The organism is Paenimyroides ceti (genome assembly GCF_030409925.1).
Map to the genome: position 1 here is coordinate 389,340 of NZ_JAUFQU010000001.1, position 17,911 is coordinate 407,250.

20 protein-coding genes are annotated in these 17,911 nt (G+C 34.3%); 15 read left to right on the forward strand and 5 right to left on the reverse strand.

Annotated elements, in window-relative coordinates:
• The first annotated feature begins 1 nt into the window (after window position 1).
• Genes QW060_RS01690 through QW060_RS01705 form a run of 4 tightly spaced genes read left to right on the forward strand, consistent with a single transcriptional unit; the run spans window position 2 to window position 1,902 of the window.
• The gene (locus tag QW060_RS01690; protein ID WP_290361984.1) at window positions 2-727 is read left to right on the forward strand and encodes a YqjF family protein; all 726 of its coding nucleotides are present in this window, start codon (window positions 2-4) and stop codon (window positions 725-727) included.
• Between the two features lie 19 nt (window positions 728-746).
• Entirely contained in the window at window positions 747-1,142 is a 396-nt protein-coding gene (locus tag QW060_RS01695) for a VOC family protein (RefSeq protein WP_290361985.1), read from the forward strand.
• Window positions 1,143-1,154: 12 nt separating this feature from the next.
• On the forward strand, window positions 1,155-1,520 hold the full coding sequence (locus QW060_RS01700; protein ID WP_290361986.1) for a glyoxalase superfamily protein: 366 nt from the start codon (window positions 1,155-1,157) through the stop codon (window positions 1,518-1,520).
• Window positions 1,521-1,542: 22 nt separating this feature from the next.
• Window positions 1,543-1,902 (forward strand): DUF4180 domain-containing protein, encoded by a 360-nt coding sequence (locus QW060_RS01705; RefSeq protein ID WP_290361987.1) that lies wholly within the window; start codon window positions 1,543-1,545, stop codon window positions 1,900-1,902.
• Window positions 1,903-2,006: 104 nt separating this feature from the next.
• Here the strand turns inward: QW060_RS01705 and QW060_RS01710 are convergent, their stop codons facing one another.
• Window positions 2,007-3,023: a hypothetical protein gene (locus QW060_RS01710; protein ID WP_290361988.1), complete on the reverse strand. Its 1,017-nt coding sequence runs from the start codon at window positions 3,021-3,023 to the stop codon at window positions 2,007-2,009.
• A gap of 375 nt (window positions 3,024-3,398) precedes the next feature.
• Here QW060_RS01710 and QW060_RS01715 point away from each other — a divergent pair, with 375 nt between their 5' ends.
• The 7 genes from QW060_RS01715 (at window position 3,399) to QW060_RS01745 (ending at window position 8,612) form a co-directional block, all read left to right on the forward strand.
• A complete protein-coding gene (locus QW060_RS01715) occupies window positions 3,399-3,998 on the forward strand; it encodes a CDP-alcohol phosphatidyltransferase family protein (RefSeq protein ID WP_290361989.1) in 600 nt (199 codons plus the stop codon).
• Between the two features lie 71 nt (window positions 3,999-4,069).
• Window positions 4,070-4,639: a DUF4256 domain-containing protein gene (locus QW060_RS01720; RefSeq protein WP_290361990.1), complete on the forward strand. Its 570-nt coding sequence runs from the start codon at window positions 4,070-4,072 to the stop codon at window positions 4,637-4,639.
• A gap of 20 nt (window positions 4,640-4,659) precedes the next feature.
• Window positions 4,660-5,223, forward strand: a complete 564-nt coding sequence (locus QW060_RS01725; protein WP_290361991.1) for a YdeI/OmpD-associated family protein — start codon at window positions 4,660-4,662, stop codon at window positions 5,221-5,223.
• Between the two features lie 156 nt (window positions 5,224-5,379).
• Window positions 5,380-5,634: a SemiSWEET transporter gene (locus tag QW060_RS01730; RefSeq protein WP_290361992.1), complete on the forward strand. Its 255-nt coding sequence runs from the start codon at window positions 5,380-5,382 to the stop codon at window positions 5,632-5,634.
• A gap of 83 nt (window positions 5,635-5,717) precedes the next feature.
• A complete protein-coding gene (locus QW060_RS01735; RefSeq protein WP_290361993.1) occupies window positions 5,718-6,710 on the forward strand; it encodes a helix-turn-helix domain-containing protein in 993 nt (330 codons plus the stop codon).
• Window positions 6,707-7,687, forward strand: a complete 981-nt coding sequence (locus QW060_RS01740) for a helix-turn-helix domain-containing protein (protein WP_290361994.1) — start codon at window positions 6,707-6,709, stop codon at window positions 7,685-7,687. Before QW060_RS01735 ends, QW060_RS01740 begins: the two co-directional genes overlap by 4 nt.
• A gap of 115 nt (window positions 7,688-7,802) precedes the next feature.
• Window positions 7,803-8,612 (forward strand): hypothetical protein, encoded by an 810-nt coding sequence (locus tag QW060_RS01745; protein ID WP_290361995.1) that lies wholly within the window; start codon window positions 7,803-7,805, stop codon window positions 8,610-8,612.
• Between the two features lie 118 nt (window positions 8,613-8,730).
• On the opposite strand, the gene QW060_RS01750 is transcribed toward QW060_RS01745, so the two are convergent.
• Genes QW060_RS01750 through QW060_RS01760 form a run of 3 tightly spaced genes read right to left on the reverse strand, consistent with a single transcriptional unit; the run spans window position 8,731 to window position 9,988 of the window.
• Window positions 8,731-8,913 carry a hypothetical protein gene (locus QW060_RS01750; RefSeq protein ID WP_290361996.1) on the reverse strand — a complete coding sequence of 61 codons (183 nt, stop codon included), beginning with the start codon at window positions 8,911-8,913 and terminating at the stop codon, window positions 8,731-8,733.
• A gap of 2 nt (window positions 8,914-8,915) precedes the next feature.
• Window positions 8,916-9,092: a hypothetical protein gene (locus QW060_RS01755; protein WP_290361997.1), complete on the reverse strand. Its 177-nt coding sequence runs from the start codon at window positions 9,090-9,092 to the stop codon at window positions 8,916-8,918.
• An 11-nt stretch (window positions 9,093-9,103) separates the two neighbouring features.
• Entirely contained in the window at window positions 9,104-9,988 is an 885-nt protein-coding gene (locus QW060_RS01760) for a hypothetical protein (RefSeq protein WP_290361998.1), read from the reverse strand.
• Window positions 9,989-10,463: 475 nt separating this feature from the next.
• On the opposite strand from QW060_RS01760, the gene QW060_RS01765 reads away from it, so the two are divergent.
• Window positions 10,464-10,616, forward strand: coding sequence for a hypothetical protein (locus QW060_RS01765; protein WP_290361999.1), 153 nt, complete (start codon window positions 10,464-10,466; stop codon window positions 10,614-10,616).
• 203 nt (window positions 10,617-10,819) lie between these two features.
• On the opposite strand, the gene QW060_RS01770 is transcribed toward QW060_RS01765, so the two are convergent.
• On the reverse strand, window positions 10,820-11,701 hold the full coding sequence (locus QW060_RS01770) for a CPBP family intramembrane glutamic endopeptidase (RefSeq protein WP_290362000.1): 882 nt from the start codon (window positions 11,699-11,701) through the stop codon (window positions 10,820-10,822).
• Window positions 11,702-12,165: 464 nt separating this feature from the next.
• Here QW060_RS01770 and QW060_RS01775 point away from each other — a divergent pair, with 464 nt between their 5' ends.
• The 3 genes from QW060_RS01775 (at window position 12,166) to QW060_RS01785 (ending at window position 17,793) form a co-directional block, all read left to right on the forward strand.
• Window positions 12,166-12,999, forward strand: coding sequence for a T9SS type A sorting domain-containing protein (locus QW060_RS01775; protein WP_290362001.1), 834 nt, complete (start codon window positions 12,166-12,168; stop codon window positions 12,997-12,999).
• A gap of 259 nt (window positions 13,000-13,258) precedes the next feature.
• Window positions 13,259-14,314 carry an endonuclease gene (locus QW060_RS01780; RefSeq protein WP_290362002.1) on the forward strand — a complete coding sequence of 352 codons (1,056 nt, stop codon included), beginning with the start codon at window positions 13,259-13,261 and terminating at the stop codon, window positions 14,312-14,314.
• 338 nt (window positions 14,315-14,652) lie between these two features.
• Window positions 14,653-17,793 carry a choice-of-anchor D domain-containing protein gene (locus QW060_RS01785; RefSeq protein ID WP_290362003.1) on the forward strand — a complete coding sequence of 1,047 codons (3,141 nt, stop codon included), beginning with the start codon at window positions 14,653-14,655 and terminating at the stop codon, window positions 17,791-17,793.
• Window positions 17,794-17,911 lie beyond the last annotated feature (118 nt).

The window sequence follows — 17,911 nt, forward strand, 5'->3', positions numbered from 1 at the left end:
AATGCGAGAAATTCAGGACATGTTACAAAAAACAGATCACAGACCGTGGCCGATGCCTCAGAAACCCTGGGTATATTATCAGGAATGGAATGAGGCTGTTTTTTTACATTTTGAGATACCTTTTGAACTTTTGAGAAAACATGTGCCGGAGCGTTTGGCACTCGATTCTTTTGACGGAGTTTATTTTATATCTGTTGTAGCATTTACGATGCAGAAAATACGCCCGAGATATTTACCATCTCTGTCATTTGTATCCGATTTTCATGAAATCAACGTGCGGACGTATGTTGAAAAAGAAGGAAAAAAAGGCGTCTACTTTATCAATATAGAAGCAGAGAAAACGTTTGCAGTCTGGGTTGCCAGAATGTTGTCGGGACTGCCTTATGAAAAATCCGATATGCAGCGAAAAGAAGGATATTACCGTTCACAGCAACCGGTTAAAAATTTTACTTTTGAAATTGATTTTAAAGTTGGTTCTCCAATTGTCGAAAAAAAAGCATTTGATCTCTGGGTAACCGAACGGTATTGTCTGTATCTGGATTTGGATGAAAAATTGTACCGTTATGAAATTCACCACAAAGAATGGGAACTCCGTCAATTGCAGCCTCAAAAAATAAACGTCCGATATGATTTGGGAAATATGGTATTAGAAGAAAATAATATTCATAGTATGCAGTACTCGAAAGGTGTAAAAGTAGTTTCATGGTCCCGAAATAGAATAGCATAAATCATTTAAAAAAATACTTATGAAAATACAATTTGCCTATACCATTCTATATGTAGCCGATGTAGAAAAATCGATTGTTTTTTATGAAAAAGCCTTTGGTTTTGAAAGAAAATTTATAACTCCTGATAAGGATTATGGAGAGTTGTTTACCGGAAATACGTCGATTGCATTTGCGTCTATAACACTTGCATCCGGCAATCTGAAACAAGGCTTTACAGAAAGTAGTTTAGAACAAAAGCCTTTTGCAATCGAATTGGGATTTGTAACTGATGCAGTAGCAGAAACGATACAACAGGCATTGCAGTATGGAGCACAGATTGTGGAAGAACCAAAACAAAAACCATGGGGACAAACAGTTGCTTATATAAGAGATATCGACGGATTTCTCATTGAAATCTGTACAGCTGTCGGATAAAAAGGAAAAGATATGCAAACCATAAAACCGGTTTTTAGAATTTTTGATCATCAGAAAGCGATCGATTTTTACTGTGGCTGGCTTGGATTTGAAGTTGTGGGGGAACACCGTTTTGGTGAAAATTTTCCGCTTTATCTCAGAATTCAGGGGCAGGGTGTAGAAATACATTTGTCGGAGCACCATGGCGATTGCTCACCAGGCGCTAAAATACATATTGAAAATGTACCTTCATTAATAAAATATCATGCCGCATTGCTTCAAAAAGACTATAAGTATAACAAGCCCGGTATTCAAAAGGCCTTTTGGGATTCTAAACTTTATCTTGTTGAAGTGATTGACCCGTTTGGAAATAAAATTATTTTTACAGGAAAAGAGTGACCTGAATCTAAAAAAGTGAAAAATGGATATTACAATACATACCGTAAATGAATATAAAATAGCAGAAGTTATCGCAGAGGGAGTGGTTATTGCTTCTCTCGAAGATGCTGTTGATTTGGTTGGAAACCTCTACTACGACAGTTTTGATGCCGTTATCTTGTATCAGAAAAATCTGACACCGTCTTTTTTTGACTTAAAAAATAAACTTGCAGGAGATATTTTACAGAAATTTTCTAATTATCGCTTGCGTTTGGCGATTATAGGAAACTTTGATGCTTACACCTCCACAAGTATTACTGATTTTATTTATGAGAGCAACAAAGGCAGGCAGATTAATTTTGTAGATACACTGTCAAAAGCACTACAGGTCGTGTCCACTTAACAGAAAAAGTATAATAAATAAGAAAAGCGGGGTAATCCCGCTTTTCATTTTTTGATTTAGCATTTCACACATTTGTGTTTGGAAAAACGAATGAAAATATGTGATTAAGGTAAGATACTGATGGCATTTTCTACCTGATGGTAAGAAGATGCTGTAATCAAACTACCACTTGGAATGCTATAAGTCGCATTGTTTCCAATAGCTGTAGATAAGATACTGTAAACATATTGTCCGTTTTGCTCACCAACAAAAATTAAGTGACAATCCAAACCTACCGGTACTAAACCATAGTGCTCTTCAAACACATTATTCGATGGATAAAACATATCAAATCGTGCAAGCATATTTGGTTGGTTTCTTACAGCCAGATATACAGAAGAGTTCGTTTGATCAAATCCGTTAGGTACAATGATTCTGATGCGGGTTTTTGGATCAGGGAACTGTGCAAATTTATCGATATTACACCATCCAAGGCTGCTTGAGTTTTGGATCAATACATCATAGAACCCTCCGGCATTACCTTCACCACCGAATACAGGACCTGAACCTTCAAAAATCAAGTCATTAGGGTCTGCCAGGTTCCATGTGAAATTGTTTGTGTTATTATCTGTTTCTCCATTCCATAAGTTCATTCCATTCGGATCAGCTTCAGAATTTGAAGTCGCAATATTTACTTTTACAGGAGCAATAATTTCTACCTGCTCACCATTAAATTTAATGTCAATATAGAACTCTCCTCCGGAAACCAGTAAATCTTTTTGTTCACTATCTGGTACCTGTCCCATAGTCGGTGTATTGGCAATAGCCATTTGTTCTTTTCTGAAAATCTCAATATAGTCGATTGTAATAGGGCCGTCAATCTCAGCACCATCTTTGGTTACGATGGAGTGAGGTGGAATATGGATCGTAGTACCGTTTCTTAATTTATAAACTGCTCCCTGATCCGGGCTGTAGTGAATAGTACCTCCCTGATTCATCTCAATCAGAGCTTTTTGTCTCATGGAATCAAAGGTTGATCCGATTTTGGCACCATTTGCCAGATTGTTTTCATTTGATGTGCTGTCCGAATCACAAGACATGAATAATGACACCGTCATTAACAAAATTAGAACTTTTTTCATAATAAAGTTTTTAGATATTAGTTAAAGATAAATCAAAATAGAGAAGAGGTAATTTGACATTACTTCATCTGTTTTTTTTGTTGACATGTGTTTCGGGTTTTGTAAAAGTATAAAATATTAACATAAAATAAAATATAAAATGTTAAAGTTTATTAATTGAATGCTTTAGTGTTTTTGTTTATAGGTGGTGTTCCTATATTTTATAAGTATAATGAGGATTTCTTCAACTGAATATTTTTTTAATAAAAAGTTAAAAATATATAAAAATGTTATTTTGGTAAATATGAAAAAGTTTGATTGAATTTGAAATTTAAGCAGACAAAATGAGTATTACTATTTTATGTATATTTGAGTACATCCAAAAAAACAGTATATATGAAAATCCCGCACCTGCTTATTCTTTTCCGGCTGTTATTGGCTCCGTTAATTATTTTTTTTGCTTATCAGCTTGGAGATGCTTCCAGAATTCTGATTTTAATATTAATGTTTCTGGGACTTATATCTGATATCTTTGACGGTATTATTGCGAGGAAGCAGCAAATATCAACCGTGGGGTTACGCCGTATGGACAGTCAGGTAGATATGGTATTTTGGCTTGCAATAGGTGTCAGTTGTTTTATACTCAATCCGGAACTCATGAAAATGCATAAAGCCGGTATTATTGCACTGCTTGGTATGGAGGCTCTATGTTATCTAATAAGCTTTATACGATTTGGAAAGGAAACCTGCACTCATGCTTTTCTATCTAAAATATGGGGTATTATATTGTTTATTGCCTGTGTTTCTCTAATCGGATTTGAATATGCAGGACTTCCGATGCAACTCATGATTTATTGGGGAATTTTCTCGCAGCTTGATGTTATTCTTATTGTCTTACTACTGCCTCAATGGCAGAATGACATTCCCAGTTCGTACCATGCCCGGCTTATCAGAAAAGGAATTCCTATTAAAAAGCATAAGTTGCTGAACGGGTAAGATGAGGTGCGTAAAATTTTTTGAAAAAAAGTACTCAAAACAAACATTTTTTATAACCAAAAATAATAAAGATGGCAAATAATCATCACAAGCAATTGTCTGCTGAGGAAACGACCCAAATTCTCAAAATTTTAAAAGCCCGTTTTAATCAAAACATGAATCGGCATGAAGAAATAAAATGGGCAGCAATACAGAGTAAACTTGAAACGAATACAGAGAAACTCTGGTCATTGAATGAAATGGAGAAAACGGGAGGTGAACCTGATGTTGTCCAATATGATAAAAAGTCGGATACCTATACCTTTATGGATTGTGCTGCTGAAAGCCCGAAAGGGCGCAGAAGTGTTTGCTTTGACCGTGAAGCACTGGATTCCAGAAAAGAGCACAAACCACATGACGATGCTATGAGTATGGCCGCTGCAATGGGTGTGCGTATGCTGACAGAACAGGAATATCGTCTATTGCAGTCAACAGGTGAAGTGGATTTAAAAACATCTAGCTGGATAGCAACTCCTGCTGCTATCAGAGAACTTGGAGGAGCTCTTTTTGCAGATCGCAGATACAATACGGTTTTTGTATATCACAACGGAGCTTCTTCTTATTACGCCGCAAGAGGATTTCGCTCAGCACTGGAAATTTAATATGTAAACAATATTATGTAATGGAAGCTATCTTTTTTGCCACTCCAAAAGAGTTTAGAGTATGGTTAGAAAACAATCATCTGAAAGAAACAGAATTAGTAGTTGGCTATTATAAAGTCAGTACCAAAAAAGAATCCATGACCTGGTCTGAATCCGTTGATGAAGCCTTGTGTTTCGGATGGATAGACGGGGTGCGGAAATCTATTGATGCAGCGCGTTATTGTATTCGTTTTACACCGAGAAAGAAAAACAGCATCTGGAGTGCTGTCAATATCAAAAAGGTAGAAGAACTTCGGAAAAATGGACGTATGCTGCCACAAGGTGAAAAAGCATTTGCTTTGAGAACAGAAGATAAATCGGGTATATATTCTCATGAAACCGAATCAGTGGCTTTGGCAGCACAATATGAAAATCAGTTTAAAAAAAATATATTGGCATGGGATTTTTTTAAGCAACAGCCGCCTTCTTATAGAAAGGTAATGGTACACTGGATTATGTCAGCAAAGCAAGAAAAAACGAGACAGTCAAGATTGGATAAATTGATAATCGAAAGTGAACAGCTCAAAAGAATACGGCTGTTTTAAATAATTAGACTTACTTAAAAGCAGGAAATTGGATTGATAGGGGCGGTCTACAATTTTCAATATAAGATGCAATACTAAAAGTAGCCCTCATTTCAATTCCTTTTTGTATTTTTAATAAAGAGCACAGGAGGTGTTTAATTTTATAGATGAATAATTATGGAAGTTGTTATTGGAACTATTGCGGGAATACTTACTTCAGTTTCAATGATTCCCCAACTGATCAAGGTACTCAAAGAAAAAGAGGTTGAAAATCTTTCCTGGATGATGATTGCTGTTTTACTCACCGGTGTGTCTTTATGGGTTGTATATGGAATCATGAGAGAAGAATGGCCTATTATTATCTCCAATGCATTTTCTGTGATGGTCAATATTACTCTTTTGATTGCTTATTTTCTGTACAAAGAGAAATAAACACTTACTTTTATGATTGAAAGGAAATGCAGAATAAATAAGAATTATTTATTTTAATATTTATTAGAAAAATAAAAGTGGAGATGAAAACAATACCTTACCGGCTTAATGCCACTCTGGACTGGGTAGAAGATTTTGCCATAGCTATGGGAGCAACTATCGAAGGACAACTTGTAAATATAGCAACCGATGAAATGAAAGGGGTTTGTTATTTTTCTCAAATTGATCCTCAGGTTTCTTCTATGATTATGGATATAAAATATGATCAGACGGTTAGTTTTACGCTGAGAAATAATGATGCTTCCTTTTTAGGTCTTTACTTTAATATTACGGATATTGAACTTGATTTTCTCATTGATGGAAATCCTCAGTCTTCAGGTAAATGGAAATATCGTTTTTCTATATTTGACGGTTCGCTTGACAGTGATTTTGCCATTAAGGAAAATTCATCGGTTTATACGCTCTGCATTTTTATAAAAAAGAATTTTCTTATCAATTATCTGGATAAAATGACCGCTTTTAAACCCGGTATCAAAGATTTTTTTGATCCACAGAAAAATACCATCACCCGTATTGACCGTATATCTGAAGAAAGCCTTTCAAGAATATTGGAATTGCGCAGAATTCCATATGAAGCACCGTTCTATGACTATATCTATAAAAGCACCGTATATGCCCTGATTGGAGATTGTATCGATCAGTTTTCGCAAGGAAATGCTCCGGTAGTCAGTAAAATGTCCAGTGAAGATGTATACCGCATCAATATTACTATGGAACTATTGATCCAGTCACTTCATGATGATTTTCCGGGTATTGAACCTCTGGCAAAAATAGCCTTTATGTCTCCCACCAAATATAAAATGCTGTTTAAAAAAATAACAGGATTAAGTGTGAAGTCTTTTTTTATAAAAAATAAAATAGAACTTGCTAAAAATCTCCTTGAAACCGAAGATACTGATGTCAATGAGCTTTCAAGCCGGTTAAACTATCAAAGTGTTTCGTATTTTATAAAAAGATTTAAGGAATATTACGGAATGACCCCCAAAGAATTTGTAAAACAATTACACAGCGTATGAAAAATCAGGAAGAGTTTAAACATGTCTTTTCTCTGACACCTGAATGGCAGGAACTTTTTGTACAGGAGCTCGGAGCAAAACTCGTAGAAAATAAATACCTTTATATGCCTGATGGTACAACGTATAATCCGGCGTCTCTTACCTTACAAATTATTCCGGATGTAATGTCAGTTATTCTCATTGATACCATCGTAACCAATCCGGCAAAGCTCACAAGAATGCCTACAGATGATGATTTATGGATTATTTATTATGATTTGAGTAATAAGATGAATACTCATGTCATCAATGGAATTGCTCATAAGATAGGAATGGATTCAAATCTGGGTTTTGGAATTGTAGATTGCAATATAAAGAGTTCCTATATTGCCCGTATGAATGAGAGTTTCTATTCTTTACGGTTGCTGATAAAAAAAGATTTTTTAAAACAGCTGCTGAACATCAAAGACAGAGAGAGTACACTTACAGATTTGTTTGATGAAAATAAAAATTCAATGTTTTATTATAGTTATATAGACAGTCAGAGTAAGATTGTATTGAGTGCTCTCAAAGAGAGAAAATTGGACAGTGCTTCCTATGAATTTTTTCTTACGGCTGCCTGTTACCGGTTGCTGACTTATTTAGTTGATCGCTTAAATTCTAAAGAATTTGACCGGGTATCCCTCGTGAAAAATGAGGACATTGAAACTATTATCCAAAGCCAGGAATTTTTATTGTCGGATCTTACTAAGCCCTTTATAGGAATCCGGGAACTTGCAGAAAGATCCAATATGTCATTGTCTAAATACAAAGCCATTTATAAACATGTATATGGAACGACTCCTGCAAAGTTTTACAGAAACGAAAGATTGAATCTTGCTAAAGAACTGCTTAATGAAGGAATATATTCTGTAAATGATGTAGCAGAGTTGCTCCATTATGAAAATCCTGCGTATTTTAGAAAAATGTATGAGACCCTTTTGAAGATTAAAAAGTAGCATTTTTTACCATGTTGCTACTTTGCCGGTCTGCTTTTACTGAACTGTATTTTGATAATATAAAAAGAATTATTTTTGATTAAATTCTATGATGTTATCAGAAAAATAAAAAACCATGTACAAAAAACTATACCTCATTCTTTTTTTTATGTCGCTGTATTGTGTTACAGCACAGACGCAAACAGAAATTTACCTTATTGGAACAGTACATAAAAAATCTAAAATACTGACACCTGAAATTCTTTTTGATATTCTGGAACAGATAAAACCGGATGTTATTTTACAAGAGAACGACAGCCAGCAAATCAAAACTTTTTTGGATGACATTGAGCCGGATTCAAACGAACAGAATGCAACGCTTTGGTATTTAAAAAAATATCCGAAAACACTGAATCTGCCTTTTGAATTTGAAGGGCGTAATGAATACAGAAGAAAACACGGTATGGTACCTGCTGATGCGGAAACGATTGATTTACTGGATAGTCTTTATCAGGCAAAACTTTTGAATAAAAAGGAAATGAAAATTTATGCAGATTATTTGCATGCCAATACTGAGCTGAAAGCATACGGTAATAAAACATTTAAGGAGCTCAATTCTGAACAGTTTGACAGTATCAACCGCATACGGCAACATATACAACATAATGAACTGCAAAAAATAACGTCTGAGAATGACTATTTTGCAAAACGGTTTATTGTAAAACCTGACGGTAAAAAAATATCCTACAGAAACGGTTACAGGCTTTGGTGTAATTTCTGGGATTTACGAAATAATTCTATGGCCATTAATATCATCCGTATTGCCAATGAAAATATGGGTAAGCGCATTGTTGTATTGACCGGCGTACAGCATAAATATTATATAAAGGAATTGTTGAAAAAATATGAAGATGGTAGTTATACAGTTGTGGATTATTTTAAATAGTGTACCTCGCAATTTTCTGTTTTTTAAAAATGCAATAAAACAAATGAGCCCAATATATGGACTCATTATTCTTTTAATGCGGTTCAAATTTCTAAGGTCAATTACTATCGTTACTATTTTACTTTCTGAAAATATATTTATTTATTATTAAGCAACTCATAGCAATCAATAAAGAAATAGCTGCCGTAATCCACAGCATATTTTCAATACAATAATATCTTGTAAGAAGAAAACGGATGCAAAATGCTGCTACCAAACTATAAACCGCTATTATTCTGCAATATTTAATCAGAGTATTCATAGTTAGAAAACAAAATAATACAGCACCCAAGACGAAATTACAAAGGTCAAAATGATAGCAACAACATCTATATAAAACCAAATGTTTTTACTTTTTCGGGTTTTGTATAGCTTATAAGAGTTTCTAACCTGAACAAGAATAAAAAACAAGATGAATAGTAAAATAAGTATTTTAGGCATATTTTATATTATTAATCAGAAGAAGCTTCCCATAAACAACCTGCAAAAGAGCCTACTGCTATTACGGTTCCTACTGGACCTAACATCCTAGAAGCAATTTTACCAAATGCTTTTATAATTGCTTTTTTAGTCCATTTATTACCTTGATTTCCATTTAGACCTGCTGTTCCCCATAAAAAATCCGCTCCAATAGCGACAGCTGCACAGAATGCTATTTCTTTCCAAGTGATTTCACTGGTCTTATACTCGTAGTTTGGAATATCAATATTCAAATTAGGAAATTCTTTTGTGAAAAATCTGTCTGGATAATTTAATCTAAGTTCAATAGAACTTAATGCTATAACAGGTAAAATTTCATTTTCTAGATTTGGCATATAAGTTGGGAGAACATCTTTATATGATGCTTTATATACTGGTTTATTACCATATATATTAGTATCTATTTTTTTTAAATTACTATTTTCAGGCACCTGAGAACCACTAAAATGTATTAATGGGAAATTAGGAGTTTTATTGTTAGTCAAATATAATTTATCGAGCATTTCAATGTCATCATTAGACAAACCTAAATAGTTTTGCAAGTATTCTTTAGAATAACTGATCAACTCAGGTAGTAAATTATTATATATGTTGTTTAAAATTTGTAAATTATATTTATGTATATTATAATCATCCTGAGGTAAACTGAATACATATGTACCTTCTTTGTAATCTTGTGAATAACTTTTAAGCATTAATACTTCTTTGTTAATTTCATGAGATTTTTCTAGAATAGACATTTCAATATCTATAATTTCTGTGCCATTTTCTTGAGCCTTTTGCTTTAAATTGTCTAGACTTTGAGCATTTATTTGAAGTGAAATACTCAAAAATAAAAATAACATCATTTTTTTCATGACTAAAAGTTTAAAATATTTATAAGTTTTTCTTACAGGTATACCGCTGTAATCGGTTTTATGTTTTTTTAGCTACTTAGCAGCAGTATGATAAATAATCAAAAATTTAAAAGCACAAGCTTTAAATTAGTGAGATAATGATTAAACCTTATCTGGGATGATAATGCAATTCAAATACTTAATTTGGTAGAAGTAAGTAAAAAAGATTCATTAAAGAATAAATGAACTTTATTAACTGTCTGATTGTAAATCTAATAATAAAAAATGTAACGGTTGCTACACTAAAGTGTAGAATTTAAAAGGATAATAATATTTTAACTTTTGTGTAGTATGAAACCATAAATATGGTTCTAAGATATGATCATGAATATGATTCTTATTTTTATACTGTAAATGAATGATGATTAATTAATTGGTTTTTTTATTTAGTTAATATTGGGTCACTTAACTGTAAATAAACAAAAATAGAATTATTATGAAGCTCAATTACATTTTAGTAGCTGTCTCGTTTGCAATTTTCGGTCAGGTGACGGCTCAGAATCTGGTAAACACGGTGGTTTTGAAACCTGAGTCAGCGATACGGAACTATAGGCATTTGCCCCTTTTACAACAGAAACTCTTCCTGTAAATAATTTTCTTACCAAAGAAGCTATTATTCAAAGTCAGGAATATTTGTTGCTTAAACCCGGTTCAGTTTTTTTAGGTCAATTGCTATTTTACCTTCTGAAGATGTATTTGTTTATTATTAAACAACTAATCTGAACAAGAATAAAAAACAAGATGAATAGTAAAATAAGTATTTTAGGCATATTTGGAATTCATTTATTAACATTACTTATCGGTTACATCTTTTAAGATGCCATTATCAATACAAAATTGTAAATATTTCTTTGCTAATTCATCATTATCAACGTTCAGGCTATCCTTTAAAGAAAAATCAATCGAATAATTCATTAACGGTTCTTTAATAAACAGATTTTTTATTTTATTAGATGACTTATTGTTTTGAAGTGCCTTGTATAAAGATAAGGGAGTATAATTTTGAGCTTTAAAGGAATTATCGGTTAGTATTAATGATTCATTTTTTGGATAGAGGTTAAACTCTTTTTTCCAGACTACATGTATTGTATCATTTTCTATTCTTTTTTCAGAAAAATCAGTTTTATACATGATAGAAAAATAGGTGAAACTAAGCATAACTAAATTAAAGAGAGCATGTAAAAGCACCGCTCTTTTGAGATTGAAATTGATTACAACCCATAATAGGATGGCTCCTAATCCCAGCTGAAAAAGGATCGTATAGAAAGCAGACAATGATGTAAAATCGGATACCTGATAGTGGATGGTACCAAAAAGGAGAATCGAGAAAAAGAAAATCAGATTATTTTCCTTTCCGTTGTTGAGTAATATAAATGTAAGGATAGCAAGGAAAAGAATAAGATTTATAAAGTTAAAAGAAATGAGTACATATACAAGCAATAGAATAAGGGAGGGTATTTGTATTTTTTTACTACGGGTAAAATATCCTCTGAAAGCGAGCTCTTCAAAAACAGGGGCTATAATTATTGAAAAAAACAGCAGTGTAATAAAGTTGGTTTCCATGTTTAATCTTGAGTGGTAGTATTCTGTTTTTGTAGACCATAACACAACTAATCCTAATAGAACAGCTACTATACCACTGTATAAAATCCAGTTTTTGTTTTTATTTTTCATGATATTATAAAAATTTCTTTATTATGTTTATTGTTTGACTTTGCGGTAGAAACAGTATCAATATTTTATTAATACCGAAAGAAATATCGGTAAACTTATTGTCCAATTTGAGATACCTGAACCGAACTTATTAAAGGTATTTAAATACTATGTTGTGACGTAATCTGGTAGAAGTAAGTTAGAAAAGTTCATTAAAGAATAAATAAACTTTAGTAACTATTTGATTGTAAATATAATAATAAAAAATGTTACGGTTGCTATCCTAAAATGTAGAATTTAAAGTGATAATATTATTTTAACTTTTGTGTAGTATCCAACTATAAATACAGTTCTAAGAAAAGAACATGGTTATAGGTTTTTATTTTTATGTTGTAAATGAATGATTATTAATTAATTAATAATTGGTTTTTATTCAGTTAATATTGGTTCGCTTAATTTGTAAATAAACAAAAAATAGAATTATTATGAAGTTTAATTACATTTTAGCGGTTGTATCGTTTGCACTGTTCGGGCAGGTGAAGGCTCAGAATCTGGTAGAAAACGGAGGTTTTGAAAGCTGGATCAGCGATACAGAACCAGAGGCATTCGGCCCGTTTACGACAGGAACTCTTTCTGTAAATAATTTTCTTACCAAAGAAGCTGTCATTAAAAAATCAGGAAATTTTTCTGCGAGACATACCTCTCAGGATGGAACTCAAACCATTGGAGGCGAATTGGTTGAGGTAACCGGAGGACAAACCTATGTGATCAGCTATTGGTTTCTGGATAATGATCCGAAAGCGACAACGCGTACATGGTCTAACTGGATGAGTGGCACTACAGCGCTTACAGATCCGAATAATCCGGAACATCATATGGCTGTACTGCATCAAACTTCATTTTCTGAAGACAGTCCGGAATGGAAAAAGGTTGAACATATACTTACAGCTCCTTCTACAGCTACTCATTTGAGATTACAGGCAAGAACATACAGAGGTTCTGCTTCACAGGTAGGAGGTTATATTTATTATGACGATTTTTCTGTAGTGGTTGCTGATGCTGCTTCTATTGAAAAAAATGGAATTGATGGATTGAAAGTGTATCCGAATCCGGTCTTATCTACGGACAGACTTTATATTTCTTCTAAAGAAAATCGGGCAAAAGAGATTGTTTTTTACGATCTTTTAGGCAAAAAGATGTTAGAAACAACCTTACCTCAGGATGATTTTATAAATATCAGTATGCTGAGTAAGGGCGTTTACACGCTTAAAATAGCAGAAAACAATAAGACATCAGTCAGAAAAATAATCATTAAATAATTACCCTGCGTATATTTTGATCAGAGAATCCATGTGTTCAGATTTTTTATAAAATCGATAAGTAACACAAACATATTGTCATTTCTGATTTTTTCTACTTTAATTCTTTCTGAATTACACTTTATGTGATGATAGGGAATCAAAGGTCAAAATGTATCACCTTTAAAATAGTTTATTTTCATTGTTTGTGTTTTTTTGTTGGGAGGTGTTTTAAAGCATCTCCCTACTTTACATACGCAAATTCAAAAAACCTACTACTATGAGATTAAAAATAACCCAATTTTTTCTTTGGGCGTGTATAGCATCCGGCTATGCTCAAATTCCGGAATATTACAGTTCCATTGATTTTACCGCCTCAGCAACGGGATTAAAAAACCAGTTGTCTGAACTTATTCAGAATACCCACACTACTCAGCTCAACTATACACCTGATGTATGGAATTTGCTTAAAACTTCTGATCTGGAGAACCCGGGGTCCTCAAAAATGCTTTTGATTTACGGATATAATGATACCGATGCTAATGCCAGTACTGATCGTACGCGTGATAAAAACCTCAGCTGTCACACTTCTGATTGTAATGGCTTGTGGGTAAGAGAACACGTTTTTCCACGATCATTGGGTACCCCTAATCTCGGATTTGAAAATGCAGGTTCTGATGCACATAACCTGAGACCGATTGATAATCAGATGAACAATTCACGCAGTAACCGTAAATTCGCATCCGGTAGCGGAAACGCAGCAATAGTAGCGAACGGTAACTTTTATCCCGGAGATGAATGGAAAGGAGATATTGCCCGTATGATGATGTATATGTATCTGCGTTATCCGAATCAATGCCCGGCAACTGTTATAGGAACCGGAAGCATTACCTATAGCAGTTTTAATGATATGCCCGATATATTTCTGGAATGGAACCAGCAGGATCCCGTAAGTGCATTAGAAAGAAAAAGAAATGACGTAATACAGGTTTTCCAGGGTAACCGCAATCCATTTATAGATAATCCGTATCTCGCTACATTGATATGGAACGGTCCTGAGGCAGAAAATACCTGGACAGCGCTGAGTATCGAAAAAGTTGAGATCGCCCAATGGCAAATCTATCCTACAGTAACTACAGATAAAGTCTATATAAAATATGAAACCCAAAACATACCGGATCAATATCAGTATCAATTGTATAATATGCACGGACAGTTAGTAATTGATGGGGCTACATCTTCTGAAATAGATGTAAGTGCTTATACACCGGGTATTTATATTCTAAAGATTCAGGCTGACAACGCTGTTAAAACTGTAAGAATAATAAAGAAATAAATGGAGGCTAAAGTTTCCGAAATTCAAATTCATTGTTAGGTTAATGTCCGTCTCTATGACGGACATTCTGTTATTTCATGGTTTTTACATTAACTGAAAATTAACAAATTTTGATTTGTATAAAGACAATAGATTAAGATAAAATAACGCAAATCCGTTTCATATATTGACTTTTTATTCATTGTTATGGTGTTTTTTGTGTTTTTTAATATTGATGAATACTTATTCTTAAAATTGCATTTAGCTAAACTACAGGAGATAATTTTGGTAGAGAAAAAGAAACCCTGCAGGTACTCTTTCTAAAACCAAAACCATTAACCTAAAAATTAGTATTCATTATGTCAAAAAAACGATTCTTTCAAGTATTGTTTCTTGCCGGAGCATCTTTCCTTTCTTTTGGAGGAATACAGACGATGTCCGGTTTGGAACGAACGGCAGATGTACATTCATCAGCTGAGTTAACAAATTCAGATCCGGCTATGGCTGCTCCGTATGAGTATATGCCGCATTTCTCTAAACAACTGTTTGCGGATAGTTGTGAAAGTGGAGAGACTTTTTCTAACATAGGCAGCAGCCAGACCAATTATACCCTTAGAACCTGGAACGGTGACAACGGAATTAGCTGGTCTGCTACAGATGCCCGTACTGATCAGAATTTAAACGGGAGAGCTATAACGTTGCGTTCCGGAATTTTGAAAAATACACTGGCTATTCCGGGAGGAATGCAGAAACTGACGTTTAAATATAAAAGAGTATTTACAGGAAACTCTACTTTGCGTGTATTCGTAAACGGAGTTGAAAAAAGTACTATTATTGTTTCTTCTGAAACAGAACAAACGGCTGTTATTAACGATATTAACACAGAAGGTAATATTCTTTTGGAATTGAGAAACAGTGGTAACCGTGTTATTATTGACGATATACAATGGACATGTTTTGGCGATGTTACTCCGAAACCACAATTACAGTTAGTGGACAGTAACAATACAAATGTGGACTGTGGAATTTTTACTATGAATTACGGAAACACTGCAGTAGGTACAAGTCAGGAAGCTATCTTTACGATAAAAAATACCGGAACGGCACCGTTAAATGTAGATTCTCTATCTATAGTAGGTGCGAATGCAGCTGATTTTACCGTTGTTTCACCGGCTTCTTCGTTTGTAGTAGCGCCTCAGGGAGGTTCAAATATCGTATTGGTACGTTTCAATAACCTTACAGCGGGTAATAAAACAGCTCTACTTAACATTCACAGTAATACAGAAGAATGTAATATATTTTTAGTAGGAACAGGTGTTGAGCCATGTACAGCTCCAGTAGATACACCCGTTATTTCTTTTGTAAATAACAATGCACTTTTTGCTGATGTTCAGATAACCGGAGTTACGGCAAGCGGTTATCTGGCAGTTATGGCTCCAACCAACTTATTAACACAGACTCCTGCAAATGGTACTACTTATACGACAGGTAGTTCTTTTGGTGAAGGTACTGTAGTGTATAATGGATCTGATGCTAATTTTTCGGTATCCTTAATCGATTATGAAGATAATCCTTATTTGTTTGTATTTCCATATAACGCAGAAAACTGTACAGAAGGTCCTGCTTATGTTGAATTTGCAAGGGGAGAAGAAGTTACATTGGCTTGTACAGCAGGTTTAGAGTCTTTTGATGCTATTGATGCTACCAGTGCAGGAACGTACCGCACAAGAAACTGGACCGGATTAGGAGGTATTTCCTGGACAGCAACAGACTCAAGAGCAGATCAGGAGTTAATGGGAACTGCTGTAACTTTGCGTGCAGGAAGTATCAAAAACAATACGCCTGTTTCAGGAATTGGTACTTTAGTATTTAACTATAAGAGAGTATTTAACGGAAGCTCAGTAATCAAAATATTGATCAACGGTTCAGAATATGATGCTGTAGATGTAGATTCAGATATCGCTCAGACATTTGCAACTGTTATCAATGTTCCGGGTAATGCCAACAATACTATAGAAATTGTAAACACCAGCAGCAGCGGAGGAAGAGTAGTTATAGATAATCTTTCTTGGACGTGTTATGAAGCACCGACCCAACCGGTAGCATTACAATTATATGATGCACAGGACAACGCTCAGCCATGTGGAAGCTATACTCTTGATTTTGGAACTACAACTGAAGGTCCCGAGAACAGTGTGATAAAAACATTCAAAATTAAAAATGAAGGAATATCTGAAGATTTGATCATCAATAGTATTACTGTAAATGACACTTTAAGCTATGAAATTGAAACAGCAGGTCTTGCTCCAATTTCACCAAACGAAGAGTTACTCGTAACGGTAAAATTTGTTGGAACAGCTACACTTCAGGATGTAGTAACCATTGATAGTAATGCGGGAACATGTACTTTGATGTTAGAAGCAAAAGTTGCAAAAGCATGTAGTACCCCAACAGCAGTGGCAACAATTGAAGTTCCTCAGAATACAGTTACTCAGTCAGGAGCTGTTGCTACTATTGACGCTGGTTCTGAAGTTGCAGATCGTTATCTGGTATTGAGAAGTACTTCTGCAATAACGGTACATCCTCAAACGAATGAGTCATATACAGTAGGCAGTGTTATCGGAAGTGCAGTAGTGGTGTACGAAGGTAACCCTGGCACCTTTACAATGACAGATCTTACAGCGGGTACTTTATATCATGTAGCCGTATTCCCTTACAACAATACAGACTGTAGCGGTCCGGTATATGCAGAAACTCCTGCTACTGAATCTTTCGAAACTCCTGCTGCAATGGATTGTGGTATTGTAGAGACATTTACTAATATGGGAAGCTCTCAAACCAACTATACAACCAGAACCTGGACAGGAGATAATCAGGTATCATGGCAGGCTACTCAGGCACGTACAGATCAAACGTTAAACGGTCCGGCAATTGCCTTGAGAAGTACTGGGAAAATTAGTACTGTTATCCCTGCTACTCAGTTAACAGATGGTGTATTGACATTTAATTACAAACGTGTATTTACAGGAAACTCAACTGTAAAAGTTTATATCAACGGCACAGCTATGGGTAGCAGCATCAATGTGTCTTCTGAGACAGCTCAGGAAGCATCAGTAAATGTAATGTTACCTACAGGAGCGACAGAAATTCTTTTAGAAATAGAAGTTTCAGGAAACAGAGTCATCATTGATGACATTAAATGGACCTGTAGAGCAGCTCGTGAAACAAAATCGATGCCTACAGATAACACGGCAGTTCCTGCAATTGTAAAAGAGGTGAATGTATATCCAAATCCAAATAACGGAAACTTCCGTATTGATTTTGGAAATGCTGAAAGCAATGCGTATGTAGAAATATATAACGCACTTGGAAAAAGAGTTTTAGCTGCTTCTGTTACATCTGATCAAACTATTGATTTAGGAAATGTGGCAAAAGGAATTTATCTGATCAAAATTGAATCAGGAAATACGGTAACACAACAAAAAATGATTGTTAAATAATACGATACAACGTATATATTAACGGGCTCCGGATATTATCCGGAGCTTTTTTTATAACTACTTTCTATGCAACAGTTGTAAAAGGGATGTTATAATCCCAATTCTTTTTTGTAAAGAG

Coding starts and splice junctions, on each gene's coding strand:
- QW060_RS01690 (WP_290361984.1), top strand. CDS start 2: ATGCGAGAAATTCAGGACATGTTACAAAAAACAGATCACAGACCGTGG.
- QW060_RS01695 (WP_290361985.1), top strand. CDS start 747: ATGAAAATACAATTTGCCTATACCATTCTATATGTAGCCGATGTAGAA.
- QW060_RS01700 (WP_290361986.1), top strand. CDS start 1,155: ATGCAAACCATAAAACCGGTTTTTAGAATTTTTGATCATCAGAAAGCG.
- QW060_RS01705 (WP_290361987.1), top strand. CDS start 1,543: ATGGATATTACAATACATACCGTAAATGAATATAAAATAGCAGAAGTT.
- QW060_RS01710 (WP_290361988.1), bottom strand. CDS start 3,023: ATGAAAAAAGTTCTAATTTTGTTAATGACGGTGTCATTATTCATGTCT.
- QW060_RS01715 (WP_290361989.1), top strand. CDS start 3,399: ATGAAAATCCCGCACCTGCTTATTCTTTTCCGGCTGTTATTGGCTCCG.
- QW060_RS01720 (WP_290361990.1), top strand. CDS start 4,070: ATGGCAAATAATCATCACAAGCAATTGTCTGCTGAGGAAACGACCCAA.
- QW060_RS01725 (WP_290361991.1), top strand. CDS start 4,660: ATGGAAGCTATCTTTTTTGCCACTCCAAAAGAGTTTAGAGTATGGTTA.
- QW060_RS01730 (WP_290361992.1), top strand. CDS start 5,380: ATGGAAGTTGTTATTGGAACTATTGCGGGAATACTTACTTCAGTTTCA.
- QW060_RS01735 (WP_290361993.1), top strand. CDS start 5,718: ATGAAAACAATACCTTACCGGCTTAATGCCACTCTGGACTGGGTAGAA.
- QW060_RS01740 (WP_290361994.1), top strand. CDS start 6,707: ATGAAAAATCAGGAAGAGTTTAAACATGTCTTTTCTCTGACACCTGAA.
- QW060_RS01745 (WP_290361995.1), top strand. CDS start 7,803: ATGTACAAAAAACTATACCTCATTCTTTTTTTTATGTCGCTGTATTGT.
- QW060_RS01750 (WP_290361996.1), bottom strand. CDS start 8,913: ATGAATACTCTGATTAAATATTGCAGAATAATAGCGGTTTATAGTTTG.
- QW060_RS01755 (WP_290361997.1), bottom strand. CDS start 9,092: ATGCCTAAAATACTTATTTTACTATTCATCTTGTTTTTTATTCTTGTT.
- QW060_RS01760 (WP_290361998.1), bottom strand. CDS start 9,988: ATGAAAAAAATGATGTTATTTTTATTTTTGAGTATTTCACTTCAAATA.
- QW060_RS01765 (WP_290361999.1), top strand. CDS start 10,464: ATGAAGCTCAATTACATTTTAGTAGCTGTCTCGTTTGCAATTTTCGGT.
- QW060_RS01770 (WP_290362000.1), bottom strand. CDS start 11,701: ATGAAAAATAAAAACAAAAACTGGATTTTATACAGTGGTATAGTAGCT.
- QW060_RS01775 (WP_290362001.1), top strand. CDS start 12,166: ATGAAGTTTAATTACATTTTAGCGGTTGTATCGTTTGCACTGTTCGGG.
- QW060_RS01780 (WP_290362002.1), top strand. CDS start 13,259: ATGAGATTAAAAATAACCCAATTTTTTCTTTGGGCGTGTATAGCATCC.
- QW060_RS01785 (WP_290362003.1), top strand. CDS start 14,653: ATGTCAAAAAAACGATTCTTTCAAGTATTGTTTCTTGCCGGAGCATCT.